The organism is Arthrobacter rhizosphaerae, assembly GCF_023062595.1.
Classification (GTDB): Bacteria; Actinomycetota; Actinomycetes; order Actinomycetales; family Micrococcaceae; genus Arthrobacter; species Arthrobacter rhizosphaerae.
In genome coordinates, this window is record NZ_JALLAN010000006.1 from 87258 (window position 1) to 103196 (window position 15939).

Annotated in this window: 17 protein-coding genes; 15 read left to right on the top strand and 2 right to left on the bottom strand. The window is 60.2% G+C overall.

Annotated elements, in window-relative coordinates:
• Window positions 1-54 precede the first annotated feature (54 nt).
• Together MU551_RS10090 and MU551_RS10095 are read left to right on the top strand one after the other, a co-directional pair.
• Window positions 55-771, top strand: coding sequence for a FadR/GntR family transcriptional regulator (locus tag MU551_RS10090; RefSeq protein WP_247043472.1), 717 nt, complete (start codon window positions 55-57; stop codon window positions 769-771).
• Window positions 772-855: 84 nt separating this feature from the next.
• Entirely contained in the window at window positions 856-1065 is a 210-nt protein-coding gene (locus MU551_RS10095) for a dodecin (protein ID WP_247043473.1), read from the top strand.
• Window positions 1066-1150: 85 nt separating this feature from the next.
• Here the strand turns inward: MU551_RS10095 and MU551_RS10100 are convergent, their stop codons facing one another.
• On the bottom strand, window positions 1151-1534 hold the full coding sequence (locus tag MU551_RS10100; RefSeq protein ID WP_247043481.1) for a MarR family winged helix-turn-helix transcriptional regulator: 384 nt from the start codon (window positions 1532-1534) through the stop codon (window positions 1151-1153).
• 85 nt (window positions 1535-1619) lie between these two features.
• On the opposite strand from MU551_RS10100, the gene MU551_RS10105 reads away from it, so the two are divergent.
• From MU551_RS10105 to MU551_RS10115, 3 genes are all read left to right on the top strand, one after another.
• Window positions 1620-3074, top strand: a complete 1455-nt coding sequence (locus MU551_RS10105; RefSeq protein WP_247043483.1) for an MFS transporter — start codon at window positions 1620-1622, stop codon at window positions 3072-3074.
• Between the two features lie 264 nt (window positions 3075-3338).
• The gene (locus tag MU551_RS10110) at window positions 3339-4130 is read left to right on the top strand and encodes an aldo/keto reductase (protein WP_247044039.1); all 792 of its coding nucleotides are present in this window, start codon (window positions 3339-3341) and stop codon (window positions 4128-4130) included.
• A 10-nt stretch (window positions 4131-4140) separates the two neighbouring features.
• The gene (locus MU551_RS10115; RefSeq protein WP_247043490.1) at window positions 4141-5112 is read left to right on the top strand and encodes an aldo/keto reductase; all 972 of its coding nucleotides are present in this window, start codon (window positions 4141-4143) and stop codon (window positions 5110-5112) included.
• Between the two features lie 72 nt (window positions 5113-5184).
• Here MU551_RS10115 and MU551_RS10120 read toward each other — a convergent pair whose 3' ends face one another.
• On the bottom strand, window positions 5185-5565 hold the full coding sequence (locus MU551_RS10120) for a DoxX family protein (RefSeq protein ID WP_247043492.1): 381 nt from the start codon (window positions 5563-5565) through the stop codon (window positions 5185-5187).
• A 120-nt stretch (window positions 5566-5685) separates the two neighbouring features.
• On the opposite strand from MU551_RS10120, the gene MU551_RS10125 reads away from it, so the two are divergent.
• The 10 genes from MU551_RS10125 (at window position 5686) to MU551_RS10170 (ending at window position 15918) form a co-directional block, all read left to right on the top strand.
• Window positions 5686-6180: a MarR family winged helix-turn-helix transcriptional regulator gene (locus MU551_RS10125; RefSeq protein ID WP_247043505.1), complete on the top strand. Its 495-nt coding sequence runs from the start codon at window positions 5686-5688 to the stop codon at window positions 6178-6180.
• A gap of 89 nt (window positions 6181-6269) precedes the next feature.
• Window positions 6270-6632: a VOC family protein gene (locus MU551_RS10130; protein WP_247043507.1), complete on the top strand. Its 363-nt coding sequence runs from the start codon at window positions 6270-6272 to the stop codon at window positions 6630-6632.
• A gap of 86 nt (window positions 6633-6718) precedes the next feature.
• Complete coding sequence (locus MU551_RS10135; RefSeq protein WP_247043509.1) at window positions 6719-9271, top strand: rhamnogalacturonan lyase; 2553 nt, start codon at window positions 6719-6721, stop codon at window positions 9269-9271.
• Window positions 9272-9355: 84 nt separating this feature from the next.
• Window positions 9356-10186, top strand: a complete 831-nt coding sequence (locus tag MU551_RS10140; RefSeq protein WP_247043512.1) for an aldo/keto reductase — start codon at window positions 9356-9358, stop codon at window positions 10184-10186.
• Between the two features lie 111 nt (window positions 10187-10297).
• Entirely contained in the window at window positions 10298-10561 is a 264-nt protein-coding gene (locus MU551_RS10145) for a GlsB/YeaQ/YmgE family stress response membrane protein (protein ID WP_247043513.1), read from the top strand.
• A gap of 131 nt (window positions 10562-10692) precedes the next feature.
• Window positions 10693-11091: a YtxH domain-containing protein gene (locus tag MU551_RS10150; RefSeq protein WP_247043516.1), complete on the top strand. Its 399-nt coding sequence runs from the start codon at window positions 10693-10695 to the stop codon at window positions 11089-11091.
• A 150-nt stretch (window positions 11092-11241) separates the two neighbouring features.
• Window positions 11242-12285, top strand: a complete 1044-nt coding sequence (locus MU551_RS10155; RefSeq protein ID WP_247043518.1) for a LacI family DNA-binding transcriptional regulator — start codon at window positions 11242-11244, stop codon at window positions 12283-12285.
• Window positions 12282-13256: an ABC transporter permease gene (locus tag MU551_RS10160; protein ID WP_247043520.1), complete on the top strand. Its 975-nt coding sequence runs from the start codon at window positions 12282-12284 to the stop codon at window positions 13254-13256. The genes MU551_RS10155 and MU551_RS10160 overlap by 4 nt, the downstream gene beginning before the upstream one ends.
• A 7-nt stretch (window positions 13257-13263) precedes the next feature.
• Window positions 13264-14226 (top strand): carbohydrate ABC transporter permease, encoded by a 963-nt coding sequence (locus tag MU551_RS10165; RefSeq protein ID WP_247043523.1) that lies wholly within the window; start codon window positions 13264-13266, stop codon window positions 14224-14226.
• A gap of 81 nt (window positions 14227-14307) precedes the next feature.
• Window positions 14308-15918, top strand: coding sequence for an ABC transporter substrate-binding protein (locus MU551_RS10170; RefSeq protein WP_247043530.1), 1611 nt, complete (start codon window positions 14308-14310; stop codon window positions 15916-15918).
• The last annotated feature ends 21 nt before the right edge of the window (window positions 15919-15939 follow it).

Sequence of the window (15939 nt, forward strand, 5' to 3'; positions counted from 1 at the left end):
AAAAGACGCAAGTAGGCTTGACCAATACGTTGGGAAAGGCCGCAAGGGGGCAACATGGCACGGAAATCACTCGTCGAGATGGTGGCAGACGAGCTTCTGGACCGGATTATCGCCGGCGAGTTCCCGCCAGGCACCAGCGTGCCCGGGGAGCTCGAGCTCAGCGCGAAGCATGAAGTGAGCCGGATGACGGTACGCGAAGCCATGAAGACTCTGGAAGCCCAGCGGATCCTCAGCGTGGAACGCGGGAGGGGGACGTTCGTGAATCCCTTGACCCGCTGGTCCTCCCTGGAGGCCGTGTTGCGCGCCGCCTCAGAAGGCGTGGATGACGCCGCAGCCGCCGTGCAGCTGATCGAGCTTCGCCGGATGCTCGAATCCGGAGCCTGTGAACTGGCGGCCATGCGCATCAGCGATGTCGACGTCCAAACCCTGCAAGGCCATGTTGCCGCCATGCGCGCCGCCCACAAGATCAACGATGTCGCGGCCTTCGTTGAAGCCGATCTTGCCTTCCACGACCTGATTCTGCACGCCTCGGAGAACGTCTTCGTGGCCGTGCTGTTTGAACCCCTGCACCGTGTGCTCCAAAAGCGCCGGACGCAGACGTCGCGCGTACCTGAGATCCAGGCGCACGCAATCGACCATCATCAGAACATCGCCAACGCTCTCGAGACCCGCGACCCCATGAAGTCGAGGCACGCGATGGATGCCCACATGGAGCAAACCCTCAACGATCTGAAAACCTACGTACTCGAGGCCCAGGTAAGCCCCGCCTAGGCCTAGCTGGACTCGGCTCCGTCCGATACTCTGCAGAGACGGCCCGGCCGGCCCGGGTATCGACGAGGATCACGAGGAGCTACGTTGCCTAACCACACCTATAGCATTTCTGAAATTGTCGGAACATCCACTGAAGGCGTCGATGATGCCGTTCGCAACGGCCTCGCTGAGGCCGCCAAGACACTGCGCAACATGGACTGGTTTGAGGTCAAAGAAATCAGGGGCCACCTCGAAAACGGCGTCGTTGCCGATTGGCAAGTGACCATCAAGCTCGGATTCCGTCTGGAGCGCTAGGCAGCTCCCGGTATTCACCGGCCACAAAAATTCACCGGCCACAAAAACCAGCCCCCGCGGAGACAAAACTGCGGGGGCTGCTTCGTTAACCGGTCTGACTCAGGTTCTCCTGGAGCAAGGTCCGGTGAGCCACGGCGGCATCCGCGTGCAAGGCACGGCCGGCATCGGTAAGTTCCAGGAACAGGGACCGCCTGTCATCCTCGCACGACTGACGGGTTATCAACCCGGCTTTCTGCAGGCGGTCAACCACCTTGGACAACGCGCTTTGGGTCATGGGCGTCCGCTGCCCCAACTGCTTCATACGGCAGGCATCAGCGTTATCGGCAACCAGGTCCAGGATCTCGAACTCATTGAGCCCGATGTTGAACCTCGCCTCAAGCTCACGGTCGATGGCTCCGGCAGTGCGGAAGTAGGCGCTCTGAATGCTGCGCCATTGCTCCACCAGCTCACGATCCTGTGCCATTTCCATGGCGCCATTCTAGTAGATCCGGAAAATAATGTCCACGTCATAATATTCCTTGTCATTAGATGACACGTCATATAGATTGACCGTTATGACTTCACTTTCCACTCTTGAAAGATCAGCTGGAGAACAGCACGCACCCGTCCGCTGGAACCGCGCCCAATGGATGCTGCTTTTGGTTCTCTGCACGGTTCTTGCACTGGATGGCCTGGACGTCTCAATGGTTGGCGTCGCATTGCCCTCAATTGGCCAGGAACTCAACCTCGGTACCGACTCCCTGCAGTGGATCGTCTCGGCGTATGTGCTCGGTTACGGGAGCCTCCTGCTCCTGGGCGGAAGGTTGGCGGACCTGTTGGGCCGCCGTCGTATCTTCCTCATTGCCCTCACGGTCTTCGCCGCAGCCTCACTGCTGGGCGGACTCGTGGATGATCCCACCCTGCTCATCGCAACCCGCTTCATCAAGGGACTGGCCGCGGCCTTCACAGCACCCACCGGTTTTTCCATCATCACCACCAACTTCGCCGAGGGACGGGAGCGTAACCGGGCGCTGTCCATCTTCTCGACGTTCGGCGCCAGCGGTTTCTCCCTGGGCTTGGTGGTAGGCGGTCTGATGACCACCATGAGCTGGCGCTGGACCTTCCTGGTCTCGGTACCGGTCGCCATCGCCGTCGTTCTCCTGGGCCTCAAATTCATCCCGAAGGACAACCCGGCAGATCAGGAACAGGACAGCGGCCACGACATCTGGGGCGCGGTGACCCTGGCCCTGGGCATGCTGGGCCTTGTGTACACGCTGGTCTCGGCACCGGAACGGGGATGGGGATCTGTGGCAACTATCGCCGGGTTCGCAATCTCCGCCGCAATACTGGCAGCCTTCGCCGTGATCGAAAAGAGAGTGCCGCACCCCCTCATCCGCTTCAGCATTCTGAAGGAAGGGTGGGTGGCCCGTGCCAACCTGAGTGCTGTGGGCCTCTTCGGCTCCTACCTCAGCTTCCAGTTCATCGTGACCCTGTTCCTGCAGTCGGTCCTCGGCTGGAGCCCGTTGAGCATGGCACTGGCGCTCTTGCCCGCCGGGCTGCTGGTAGTGGCCACGGCGCCGTTTGCTGACAAATTCATTGACAGGTTCGGCGCTCCACGGCTGATTGTGGTTGGCCTTGCTGCGCTGACACTGGGCTACATCCTGTTCCTGCGCGTCGGAACCACACCTAACTATGTGATCGACATCCTTCCATCCATCCTTCTGCTTGGCGTCGGTTTTGCCTTGGCATTCCCCTCCATCAACGTCCAGGCGACGGCGGGCATCCGCAACTCCGAGCAAGGGCTCGCTGCCGGACTGATCCAGACCAGCACCCAGGTTGGTGCGGCGCTTGTACTGGCCGTCACCACAGCCGTTATCAGCGGGCATGGGGCCCAAGTGCAACCCAGTGCCGCCGAAATGCTGGCGCAGTACCGCCCGGGCCTGATCCTGAGCGGTGTTGTTGCCATCGCCGCCCTCGCTATCGCTGCTGCCCCGGCACGGCGGTCAAAGGTGCTGGCGACGGCCGGATAATTGCTCCCGCTCCGGTCATTGGACTGAAGAAGGGTGGGAAAGAGAACCGGGCCCGCAAACATGTTAAACGACATGTTTGCGGGCCAGATCCTGCTGACAGGACGGCTGAAAATGCTTAGGCTCGATACAGAGCGTGAGCGAAAACGCTTTCTCAGACCGCCGTCGACCGGAAAGAGCCCAACAGTGTCAGAATCTCCAAAGAGCCCGCAGACCAGCGACATCGGAGAAATCCGCGTTCCGGACATCGCCCTCAATAACGGAGTCATGATCCCGCAACTTGGGTTTGGGGTGTTCCAGGTCCCGCCTGAAGAGACGCAACGCGTCGTGGAGGACGCGCTGGAAGCGGGTTACCGCCACATAGATACGGCTGCCGCTTACCGCAACGAGGCCGGCGTCGGTGCCGCGATCGCATCCTCGGGAATCCGGCGGGAAGACCTGTTTATCACCACAAAGCTTCGCAACGGGGAGCAGGGGCAAGCCCTCGAAGCGTTCCACAACAGCCTCCGCGCACTTGGCCTCGAATACGTGGACCTCTACCTCATCCACTGGCCGGTTCCGTCCCAGGGACTCTTCGTCAATGCGTGGCAAGCCATGGAGAAGATTTATGCCAACAACCAGGCGCGAGCCATTGGCATCTCCAACTTCCTGTCGCAGCACATTGACATCCTCCTTGCCCAGACCGAGGTTGTTCCCGCCCTCAACCAGATCGAACTCCATCCCACATACCAGCAGCGGGATCTGGCAGCCAAGTGCAGCTCTCTGGGGATCGCCATCGAGGCCTACAGCCCTTTGGGCCAGGGAACGGACCTTGAAGCCCCGGTGGTAGTGGAACTGGCCGCCAGGCATGGGGCGACTCCCGCCCAGATCGTCCTTGCGTGGCATCTCGCCCAGGGCACCATCGTCATCCCGAAGTCCGCAAACTCGGCGAGGATGCGGGAAAACCTGGGCGCCACGTCCATCCCGCTCACGCGGGCGGAAATGGAATCCGTTACCGCCTTGGAGTCAGGGGCACGCATCGGGTCCGATCCCGCCGTCGCGGCCTTCTCCCAAATGTAAGGAACTGACCATGCAGTACACGCACCTTGGCCGTTCAGGCCTGAAAGTATCGCGCCTGTGCCTGGGAACCATGAACTTCGGACCGCAGACCGAAGAAGCTGATTCCCGCGCCATCATGGACTCGGCCCTTGACTCCGGCATCAATTTCTTCGACACCGCGAACGTCTACGGAGGGGCTGAGCATCGGGGCTGGACGGAGGAGATCATCGGCCGCTGGTTCGCTCAGGACGGCGAGCGGCGTGAAAGGACGGTGCTGGCTACTAAGCTCTACGGAACAATGACCAACCGCCCTAACGAATCCAGGCTGTCCGCACTGAATATCCGCCGGGCCCTTGACGCGAGCCTCAAGCGGCTCCAGACCGACTACATCGACATTTACCAGTTCCATCACGTCGATCGGGACACTCCGTGGGACGAAATCTGGCAGGCTATGGAAGTCGCAGTCCAGCAGGGCAAGATCCTGTATGCCGGCAGCAGCAATTTCGCCGGCTGGCATATTGCCCAGGCCCAGGAAGCCGCTGCCCGCCGCAACTACACCGGACTTGTCAGCGAACAATCCATCTACAACCTGCTCACCCGGGCAGTGGAACTGGAAGTCATTCCCGCCGCACAGCACTACGGGCTGGGACTGATTCCCTGGTCTCCGCTTCAGAGCGGTCTGCTCGGTGGCGTTCTCAAGAAGGAGAACGACGGCGTTCGTCGCACCAAAGGCCGCGCAGCGGAGGCTTTGGCAAAACACCGGGACAAGATCCAGCAGTATGAGGACCTTGCTGACGACCTTGGCCTCGAACCAGGCGACGTGGCCCTCGCGTGGCTCCTGCACCAGCCTGCGGTAACGTCCCCGATCGTCGGCCCACGCACCCAGCAACAGCTCGACGCCGCCCTCCGGGCTTTGGACGTGAAGCTGGACGCTGATGCGCTCAAGCGGCTCGACGACATATTTCCTGGGCACCGTACTGCCCCGGAAGACTACGCCTGGTAGCTCAGGGAGCCAGTCGCCCAGCGATGACTTGAGCTCAGCCTCGGGCAGCCCGGAACCTTTGGTGAACGTTGCCTACGCGGCGAAAGCGTAAGGGCCGAACCGGCCCCACGCGACTGCAGCAGCCAGAACCAGCAGGACGACGTTCACGATCACCATCGGCGATTCCTTGCGCCGTGCGTGGGTAACGATGGCCCCAGCCATAATCAGCACCAGGCCCAGCGCGGCCAGGGGCGCCAATATGGGGGCGATCCCCAGGGCTGCCGGGAGGATCAGGCCAAGAGCAGCAAGGATTTCCAGGCCGGCGATCACTTTGATTGTTCCCGTGCTGAAGTCGTCGGTCCATCCCATCCCCGAGTCAGCGAGTTTCTCCTTGGGCTGGACGAACTTCATGACACCCGCCGCCAGGAAGGCGAGTGCAAGTACGGACGCAATGATCCAAAGGGTGATATCCATGAGGGTTCCTATCAATAGAATTGCTTCAATGTTTAAGTGAACGGTAAACGCATTAACTTAAAGATGCAAGTTATTTTAACGAAGAGAATGGTTAAAGTTTGAAGTGATAGCCTTGTCCGTATGGAGATGACGCCCGAACCACGCTGGCTCGACAATGAAGAGCGGCAAGCCTGGATGGCCCTGGTTGCTGTCATGATGAGGCTGCCGGCCGCCCTGGATTCCCAGCTGCAGCGGGATGCGGGCCTCAGCCACTTTGAGTATCAGGTGATGGCCGGATTGTCCGAGTCTCCGGAGCGCACCATCCGCATGAGCGATCTTGCGGCGATCTGTGAAGGTTCGCTCCCCCGGCTCTCCCAGGTAGTTGCCCGCCTGGAAAAGCGTGGCTGGGTGCGCCGGTCCCCGGATCCCACGGACGGCCGCTGCACCCTTGCCACACTTACAGAGGAGGGTTGGGAGAAGGTGGTTCAGACCGCGCCAGGCCATGTCGAGGCCGTTCGTTCCCTGGTTATTGACCCCTTAACCAAGGCCCAAAAGCACCAGCTGACCGGTATCGGCCACCGAATCCTCCACGCCATCGACCCCGGCGACGACTGCACGGGCCCGCGCTCCGCTTGATCCAGATGAGCGCTCGGTCCAGACGCCCGCTTGCCCCTGACTGGCCCAAACCCCTCTGCATTTGCTGGCTTCCGTGAAAAGATGGCGCGATGAAGATCATCAGACAGATCGTCGTCTTCGATACCGCAGACCTGACAACCGAGAGCGACTTCTGGGCAGGACTCCTCGGCGGCACGGTCGAGGCAGATGACGATTGGCACACTGTCTTCGTCGACGGGGAACCGCGATTGGGCTTTCAGCTCGCGCCGAACCACATCCAGCCCGACTGGCCGGACGGGACACAACAGCAGATTCATCTGGACCTGTACGTGGATGACGTTGCCGCCGCCCATGACGAAGCCATCTCACTGGGCGCCAGGCTGCTGAAGCCAGCGGATGATTTGGAAGCGGCTGAGGGCTTCCAGGTGTACGCGGATCCCTCGGGTCACCCGTTCTGTCTCTGCTGGGGCTAACAGCGCAGAACTCTTGACCCGCAGCGCGGGCGCCATTACGGTACTGGGGAAGCGTTTTCCCATTCCGTAATTGAAAGGATTCACTGATGAATCCGAGCAAAATATCCAAGCGGTTTTTGTCTGTCCTCGCCGCCGCAAGCGCCTTGGCCTTGGCGTGCTCCGGCGTCCCGGCGAACGCCGTCGAAACTTCCGGACGTGATACTTCCGGAGTGCAACTGGACTACCTCGACCGCGGCCTGGTGGCTGCGGGTACTTCCGAAGGCGTCTTCCTCAGTTGGCGCCTCCTCGGCCACGAAGCAAGCGGCGCATCCGCCAACGGCCTGACGGGGACGGACTTCGCCGTGTACCGGGACGGCCAAAAAATCGCCACCGTCACGGACAGCACCAACTTCCTTGATCCTGCCGGCACTGCAACCTCCAAATACTCAGTGGCAGCCGTTGCCGCTGGCCAGGAAGTGGACCGCAGCGAGGACGTTACGTCCTGGGCTGGCAACTTCAAGGACCTGCCATTGAAGAAGCCTGCAGATGGGCTAACACCCAAGGGAGAGAGTTACACGTACTCCGCCAACGACATGAGCGTGGGCGACGTCGATGGTGACGGACAGTATGAGTACGTCGTCAAATGGGACCCCTCCAATTCCAAGGACGTCTCACAGGTGGGCTACACAGGACCCACCTACGTGGACACCTACACCGCCGACGGAACACTGCTTCACCGGATCGATCTCGGCGTTAACATCCGCTCTGGCGCCCACTACACCCAACTGCTGGTAAACGACTTCGACGGCGACGGCCGGTCCGAGATGATGTTCAAGACAGCTCCGGGCACCAAGACTGTCGCATACACCTCTGATGGGGAGGTCAAGGGCGAGCAGTTCATTTCCCTCCCGACGGCGGATCAAGAGGCCGGCTACTCGCATGCCGATGACTACCGCATGAGCGCTGCTGACTACTACAGCCACATGGTTGAAACGTTCCAGAATTGGACGGAACACCCCGAAGTGAAGGCAGGAAAATGGCCGGCGACGCTTGAGCAAGCTTTCGGGACCACGCCCAAGTACCAGTACCCTCTGTCGCAGCAGGATGCCGAGGCCCTGACCGACTACTTCATGGACGTCTACGCTCCATCGCGCAGCTCCCGCAACAACTTGCGGGCCTTTGAAGGCTTTATTGTTTCGGGCCCGGAATATCTGACGGTCTTTGACGGCGCCACGGGTAAAGAACTGCAGACGGTGCCGTACAAACCTGAACGCCACGACGACGGCCTGATGTGGGGCGACTACGCCATGGGCCGCATTGAGCCCGGCAACAGGGTGGACCGCTTCCTCGCCGGCGTGGCCTATCTCGACGGCAAGAAGCCCGCCGCTGTCTTTGCCCGCGGCTACTACACCCGCACCACCCTCGCCAGCTACACCTGGGACGGCCGGACCATCAGTGAAGTCTGGAACATTGACAGCGGCTGGGCTCCTATGACGAATCCCTTCAACGACTCGCCTCACGGCCGCGACGGCACAGATCCGGAATACGGCAAATTGACCACGCAAGGCTTCCACTCGCTAAGTGCCTCTGATGTGGATGGAGACGGCAAACAGGAAATCGTCTACGGTTCCGCGACCATCGACGATGACGGCTCGGTGCTGTACAGCTCCTTCGACCAGCTCCCGCCAGGAAGCGCAGCGCCCGGGGAGCAGGCACGGTTGGGCCACGGCGACGCGATGCACGTCACCGACATCGATCCGGACAGGCCTGGCAAGGAAATCTTCACCGTGCATGAAGGCGCCGCTTGGGCGCCCTATGGGTACGCCATGCGTGACGCCGCCACGGGTGAGGTGCTTTTCGGCGCCTACTCAGGAAAAGACACTGGGCGTGGAATGATCGGCGACGTCGATCCCGCCGTCCGGGGCATCGAAAACTGGGCTATCGGAATGCAGTCCGCCGACGGCGACAAGCTCTCCCCTGCCTCCACCCCAGGCACCAACATGAGCATCAAGTGGGCCGCAGACATGACCACCCAAATCATCAACGGCTCGGGCGAGCAGACTCCTACGATAGTGGACTGGAAGCGCGGGACTCTGCTCACCGCCGTCGGCACACGAACCAACAACGGAACCAAGGGGACCCCATCCCTCGTGGCGGACGTTGTAGGTGACTGGCGCGAGGAAATGCTGGTTCGCACGGCGGACAGTACAGCCATCCGGATGTATCTGAGCACCGAAGTCACCCAGCACAAGCTCTACACGCTGATGCACGATGCTCAGTACCGGGCGGAAGTGGCCCGGCAGAACACCACCTACAACCAGCCCTCCTACACCGGGTTCTATTTCGCGTCCGACATGGACTTCACGAAGGTTCCGTTGCCGTCAGTGTGGACTCCTGGAAGCATCGCTGACCTCCAGTCACGACTGGACCGGTTCATTGAATCCGGCGACGTAAGCGGGCCGGTAGCAAAGCAGCTCTCAGCAATTCTCCAACCTGCCGTGGGCGCCATAAACCGCGGCGATGGAGAGCAGCCAGGGCCACCAATTGAAAGATTCCTGGCCTTCCTGGAGCAGCAGAAACAGGCTGATCAGGTATCAGAGAGCGCCCGCGAGACTCTGGTCCATCACGCTTCATCGGTCCTGAAGATGCTGGGCAGGTAGCAAGCCACGTTTGTTTGCACACCCCCGGCTCCCGGACGGAACCGGGGGGTGTGCAAAAACGATCCGATAGGAAAGACTGCTCAAATGTCACTTTCACCCATGATTGAGCTCAATGACGGATTCAAGATCCCACAGCTGGGGCTCGGCACCTGGCCGCTTAATGATGAGGAGGTGGCAGACGTCGTCGTGTCCGCAGTGGAAGCCGGCTACCGGCACATTGACACTGCTGTGAAGTATGGCAATGAAGCGGGAGTGGGTGAAGGCATCCGCAGAAGCGGAATCGATCGCTCCGAGCTATTCGTGACCACAAAACTCGACGGCGAATTCCAAGGACAAGAGCGTGCTGTCGAAGGATTGGACGGTTCGCTGGAGCGGTTGGGCCTGGACTATGTGGACCTTCTCCTTATCCACTGGCCGCTCCCCCGACGCGGGGAGTTCATCTCCACCTGGAAGACGTTTGAAAAACTTCAGGCGCAGGGAAAAGTCCGCTCCATTGGAGTCTCGAATTTCAAGCCTGCCCATCTTGATGTCCTCCTCAGCGAAACAACAGTCGTTCCTGCCGTTAATCAACTTCAAATCAGCCCGGCGGTCCCAAGGACCTTTGAACGCTCCTACAACGCCCGGAAGGGAATCCAGGCCGTCGCATACAGTCCTCTGGGCGCCGGCACCGAACTCCTTCACGCACCTGTGCTGGGACGCATCTCGGAGAAATATCGCAAAACCCCGGGACAGGTGGTGCTCCGTTGGCACGTTCAGCAAGGGCTTGTGGCCATACCGAAATCAGCCAATCCGCAGCGCCTCCGCGAGAATTTCGATGTTTTCGATTTCGAACTGGACGATCAGGATTTCGAGGCTATAGCCACGTTGGATGCGGGCCCCGACGCCGGCGTGGACTCCGATATCCAAGGCCACTGAGGCAGTACCGACTGGCAAAAAAATACTAAGCATGATTACTATTGGGGAGAAGGATGAAGCGCACCCGGCAACCCGGGTGCCTCCTCAAGAAGAAGAAGGAACGATAAAAAAATGGGTTTTTTCGCATTTCTGATTCTGGGCCTTATTGCCGGCGCCATCGCTAAGGCAATCCTCCCCGGCCGTCAGGGTGGTGGCATCTTCATCACGCTGCTGCTCGGTGTTGTCGGGGCCATCCTCGGCGGCTGGATCGGTGGAATGATCTTCGGCACCGGCCTCGAGGAGTTCTTCTCCTTGCAGACGTGGCTGCTGGCCATCGGTGGTGCGCTTATCGTACTGCTGGTCTACGGCATGATCACCAAGCGCTCGCACCGCTAAACACGGTGCGGCCTGAAACCGGCTCCAGGAACCGTCCTGGGGCCGGTTTTCTCGCTAAGGCTCAGCATGGCTGATGGCAGCCACCCGCTGGGGCCAGGTACAAAAACCTTCTCACAGAGCAGGAGTACATCATGAAGAAAAAGCTTCTATTCGGAACAGGGATGGCCGCAGGGTACGTTCTCGGTTCGCGCTCAGGGCGCGCCGCCTACGAAAAACTCAAGGCGCGGGCGGCAAGTATCTGGGACAGCAAACCCGTCCAGGACAAAGTCTCCGCAGCCACCGAGGTGGTCAAGGAAAAGGCACCCGAGGTCACTGATCAATTGACTGAGGCAGCCCGGCGTGCAGGTACAGTCATCAGTTCCGCCATGCACCGGGACGGAAAGTCCGGCGATTCGGACGGACACAGGTCCGACACCGAAGCCGTGACCGAAACCAGCATTCCGGCTCACAGCACCCACCCGGAAACCGCGAATCTGGGCACCTCCAGTAACGAGGGTGGTCCGGCCGTGGATCCCGGCAGGAACATCTAACACTTTTATCGGCAGACCAGTTGGGCACTGCGGCCAGTCGGATATCCTCCGACTGGCCGCACCCCATTGACGCTGCTTGTGATGCAGGATACAGTTTCTCCAAGTTATACGAATAACTGACTGAATCACTAGAGGCCCAAGGAGGTGTCCATGGCTGGAATGCGGCCCAAGTCCGGACCTACCATGCATGATGTTGCGGCTGCCGCCGGCGTATCGCAGGCCACGGTCTCTTTGGTGCTGAATTCAGCCGGTGGTTCACGTTTCTCCGCGGATACCCAGAAGCGCGTCCGGGATGCTGTGGACAAGCTCGGCTACCGCACCAATGCGCATGCCAAGACCCTGCGGGAGGGCGTGGCCGGGATGATCGGCTTTGTTGGCGACTCCGTGGCCACATCCCCATTCGCGGGCGCCATCATCGAAGGAGCACAACAGCGGGCATGGGAGGACGGACTCCTCCTGCTCACGGTCAACACCGGTGGCGACAAGGAACTCGAGGCCGCATCTCTGGACACTATGCTCTCGTACAAGGTCGCCGGAGTGGTCTACGGCGCCATGTATCACCGGCACCTGGACGTTCCGGAAGCCCTGGCCGGAGTCCCCTCCGTTGTTCTCAACTCGCAAGACAGGGCCGGCAGGCTTCCCAGCGTGGCACCCGACGAGGTGCGCGGAGGCTATGCCGCTACGCGAAGGCTCCTGGATGCAGGGCACTCCCGGATTGCGTTCATTAACATCGAGACCCTGGAAAGCGGGCTCCCTGCTGCCGTCGGTCGACATGAAGGTTACCTGGCAGCGCTCGATGAGGCCGGCTTTGAACCGGACCCGGCCCTCATCCGGTTTGGGCTGGGCGGCGAGGAACACGGCTATAACTACACAATGGAACTGCTGACCGCCAGCAAGCCGCCAACGGCAATATTCTGCGCCAATGATCGCGGCGCCTGGGGTGCTTATCAGGCGGTGTCGGACCTGCACCTTTCAGTCCCCCGCGACGTCTCGATCGTCGGATTCGACAACCAGGCAATTCTGGCGCCAAACCTGCGGCCGGGCCTGACCACCCTTGAATTACCGTTCGTTGCCATGGGCCGGCGCGCGGTTGAACTGATCCTCCAAAATGCGGAACCCGATGGCCGGGTCGAGCTGATGGAGTGCCCTTTGATTGAACGCAATTCAGTCACCCATCCTAAGGAGATGCCGTGAGCCGTACCATCCCGGCCAGACGTGCGCGTCCCGATGCGGCGCTGTTGCCGCATCGAAAAAATTCTCTTTCGCTCCGCCTGAGGAGAATTTCCCGCGCCTGGCAGTTATACGTATTACTAGCGCCCGCTGTTGTCTACATTCTGGTCTTCAAGTACTGGCCGATGTACGGCGTTCAGATAGCCTTCAAGAATTACAACCCCGCTGATGGCTTCACTGACAGCCCCTGGGTTGGGCTGACGCACTTCATCAGGTTCGTGAACTCCTACCAGTTCGGTCAAGTCGTCGGAAATACCTTATGGATCGCCGTTCTTGGCCTGCTGTTGGCCTTCCCGATCCCGATCATCCTGGCGTTGCTGGTCAACCAGCTCCAGAGTGAGAGATTCAAGAAGTTCACCCAAACCGTGTTGTATTCGCCCGCTTTCATTTCCACCGTGGTGGTGGTGGGCATCATGTTCGTGATCCTCTCCCCACGATCCGGGCTGGTAAACAACGCCATCCAACTGGCCGGCGGCGAACCGATCTTCTTTATGGGATCCGCCGAGTGGTTCCGGCCCATCTACGTCGTCTCGGATGTCTGGCAGAACGCAGGCTTCTCGATGATCGTGTACCTGGCGGCCCTCGCAGCCATCGACCCGGCACTGCATGACGCGGCCAAGGTCGACGGCGCGTCGAAGTTGCAACGAATCCGGCACATCGACCTGCCGGGCATCATGCCGGTAGTCACGATTCTGTTCATCCTTGCCATCGGAAACCTGCTCAACGTCGGCTTCGAGAAGGCGCTGCTGATGCAGACGCCGCTGAACCTCTCGACGTCGGAAATCATCCAGACCTACGTGTACCACGCGGGCCTGCAGCAGGCGCAGTTCAGCTACTCGGCCGCCATCGGTCTCTTCAACTCCGTCCTCAACCTCGCGCTGCTTCTTGTTTTCAACACGATTGCGCGCCGGGCCAACCAAGCGACCCTGTGGTGATGCCGAAATGTCTCTGACAACCAACCCCCGCACAACAGACAGCCCGAAGCAGACAGTCAGTCCCACCCGCCGTCCCCCGCTCACCCTGCGGGACAGATACGGCGACCGCGTCTTCAACATCGCAGCCATCACCATCCTGCTGCTGTCCATCCTGGCAGTGGTGTATCCGCTGTACTTCATCGTCATCGCCTCCGTCAGCGACCCGAACGCCGTCTACGAAGGAAAAGTCTGGCTGTTCCCCTCCGGCATTACCACCGAAGGATACGAGCGGATTTTCGCCGACAGCCGGATCTGGAACGGCCTGGGCAACACCGTCATCTACACGGTGCTCGGCACCGCTGTCAGCGTAACCACCATCCTCTTCGGCGCCTACGCACTCTCACGCAAGGACATGCCAGGGCGGAAGATCCTGATGCTCCTGTTCGTCATCACCATGTTTTTCGATGGCGGACTCATCACCAAGTATCTGGTGGTCCGCGACCTGGGCATGCTGGACACCGTGTGGGCTGTAGTCCTGCCCGGTGCGGTGGGCGTCTGGAATCTGATCATTGCCCGGTCATTTTTCGAACACACCATCCCGAACGAACTGCGCGAAGCCGCCCAAATGGATGGGGCAACCGACTTCAAATTCTTCTTCCAAATGGTGCTCCCCCTGTCCAAACCATTGATCATGCTCATGATCATGGTCCACGTCGTAGCCCACTGGAACTCGTTCTTCGACGCACTCATCTTCCTCAATGACGACTCCAAGTACCCGCTACAGCTTGTACTTCGGAACATCCTCATCCAGTCAGACGTCTCCTCCACCGGAACCACCGGCGGAGACATCGAGTCCTATGCGGCAGCGCAAAGGATCGCAGAGCTCACCAAGTACGCCATGATCGTCGTCTCGAGCCTGCCACTCATGATTGCCCTGCCATTCATGCAGAAGCACTTCACCAAGGGCGCCATGATCGGCGCCGTCAAATAGCGACACCCTTTCTAAGAAAAACCCCCGGCCCTGGCACCCGCCACGGAACGGCAGCTATCCCACCTCAGAATAGGAATGACCATGGCATTGAGCCGTAAATACGTCGCCCTTGGCGCCGTCCTGGCCGGAACATTGACGTTCACCGCCTGCTCAGGCGGCGGCTCCGGCAAAACGGAGATTGCAGACGCCTCCGCCGAGTTCGGTTTCCAGGAAACAGGATTTCCGATCGTCAGCAAGCAACTCGATTTGACCTTCTCGGGCACAAAGGCCCCGCTGGCCCCGGACTACAACACCATGACCGTTGTGAAGCAGTGGGAAAAAGACACCAACATCCACATCAACTGGGAGAACCTGCCCGAGGCCGTCTTCAAGGAAAAGAAAAACCTGATCCTGGCCAGCGGTGACTTGCCCGATGCCTTCTTCAACTCCGGGCTGACAGACTCGGAGATAGCCACCTACTCAGCCAGCGGGACCCTGATCCCACTGGAAGGCCTCATCGAAAAGAACGCCCCCAACCTCTCCAAACTGCTCTCAGAGCGCCCGGAGATCAAGGCAGCCATCACCTCCTCCGACGGGCACATCTACTCCCTGCCCTCAATTGAGGAACTTGGACTGGTCCAGTTCCCCAACGAAATAGCCATCAACACAGCATGGCTGAAAAAGCTCAACATCCCCATGCCCAAAACCATCGAGGAATTCCACGACGCACTCCTCGCATTCAAGACACAGGACGCATCCGGCACCGGCAAAACCATACCGCTGAGCTTCATACCCGGCTCCTGGTGCGGAGACATCGTTGACCTGATCGCCGCCCTCGGTGGCGTCCCGGACAACATGGACCACCGCATCGTCCAGAACGACAAAGTCATCTATACCCCCACCCAGGACGGCTACAAAAAAGCCATCCAGACCCTGCACGAGTGGTATCAGGAAGGCCTGATCGATCCCGAGTCCTTCTCCCAGGACGACAAGGCCTACCTTGCCAAGGGCAAAGCAGCCACGGAAAACCTCGGATCGTTCATCTGGTGGGAAATCCCTGAGGTGGTCGGCACTGACCGTGCCAACAACTACGCACTTGTCCCCGCCCTCGAAGGCGTGGACGGAAAGCGCCTGGTCAGCCAGTCCAACAACCAGGAAATCGCCCGCGGCGCGTTCGCCATCACCCGGACCAACAAGTACCCGGCCGCCACCATGCGCTGGGCTGACAATCTCTACGACCCCGTCCAGTCGGCCCAGGCCAACTGGGGACCGATCGGCGAGACCCTGCAGAAGGACGCTGCTACCGGCCTGCTGACCCAGATCCCCGCCCAGGCCGGAACCAGCGAAGGCGAACGCCGCCAAAAGGTCGCCCCGGGCGGACCTAAAGCCAACACCGCCGAGAACTTCAAGAAGGTAGTGGCCCCTGAACCGCGGGCAGCCGCTCGCCAAAAGACGGTGGAAGAGAGCTACAAGCCCTTCGCTGCCAACGACGGCTACCCGCCCGTGGCGCTGTCCAACGAGGAACTGCAGCAGATCAGCACCATCGAAACGGATGCCGCCTCCCTGGTCAAGCAGAACATGGCCAAGTGGATCGTCTCCGGTGGAATCGACAAGGAGTGGGACGGCTACCTCTCCCAGCTCAAGAACATCGGGGTCGACAAGATGGTGGAGGTCTACCAGCACGCTTACGACCGCTACAAGAGCAACTCCTAATTCCTACAAGTACGACTAGAA

Excerpts from the sequence above, each read along its gene's own strand:
- MU551_RS10125 (WP_247043505.1), top strand. The coding sequence starts at position 5,686 with ATGGAGATGACGCCCGAACCACGCTGGCTCGACAATGAAGAGCGGCAA.
- MU551_RS10165 (WP_247043523.1), top strand. The coding sequence starts at position 13,264 with ATGTCTCTGACAACCAACCCCCGCACAACAGACAGCCCGAAGCAGACA.
- MU551_RS10170 (WP_247043530.1), top strand. The coding sequence starts at position 14,308 with ATGGCATTGAGCCGTAAATACGTCGCCCTTGGCGCCGTCCTGGCCGGA.
- MU551_RS10090 (WP_247043472.1), top strand. The coding sequence starts at position 55 with ATGGCACGGAAATCACTCGTCGAGATGGTGGCAGACGAGCTTCTGGAC.
- MU551_RS10150 (WP_247043516.1), top strand. The coding sequence starts at position 10,693 with ATGAAGAAAAAGCTTCTATTCGGAACAGGGATGGCCGCAGGGTACGTT.
- MU551_RS10140 (WP_247043512.1), top strand. The coding sequence starts at position 9,356 with ATGTCACTTTCACCCATGATTGAGCTCAATGACGGATTCAAGATCCCA.
- MU551_RS10145 (WP_247043513.1), top strand. The coding sequence starts at position 10,298 with ATGGGTTTTTTCGCATTTCTGATTCTGGGCCTTATTGCCGGCGCCATC.
- MU551_RS10105 (WP_247043483.1), top strand. The coding sequence starts at position 1,620 with ATGACTTCACTTTCCACTCTTGAAAGATCAGCTGGAGAACAGCACGCA.
- MU551_RS10155 (WP_247043518.1), top strand. The coding sequence starts at position 11,242 with ATGGCTGGAATGCGGCCCAAGTCCGGACCTACCATGCATGATGTTGCG.
- MU551_RS10120 (WP_247043492.1), bottom strand. The coding sequence starts at position 5,565 with ATGGATATCACCCTTTGGATCATTGCGTCCGTACTTGCACTCGCCTTC.
- MU551_RS10130 (WP_247043507.1), top strand. The coding sequence starts at position 6,270 with ATGAAGATCATCAGACAGATCGTCGTCTTCGATACCGCAGACCTGACA.
- MU551_RS10110 (WP_247044039.1), top strand. The coding sequence starts at position 3,339 with ATGATCCCGCAACTTGGGTTTGGGGTGTTCCAGGTCCCGCCTGAAGAG.
- MU551_RS10135 (WP_247043509.1), top strand. The coding sequence starts at position 6,719 with ATGAATCCGAGCAAAATATCCAAGCGGTTTTTGTCTGTCCTCGCCGCC.
- MU551_RS10100 (WP_247043481.1), bottom strand. The coding sequence starts at position 1,534 with ATGGAAATGGCACAGGATCGTGAGCTGGTGGAGCAATGGCGCAGCATT.
- MU551_RS10115 (WP_247043490.1), top strand. The coding sequence starts at position 4,141 with ATGCAGTACACGCACCTTGGCCGTTCAGGCCTGAAAGTATCGCGCCTG.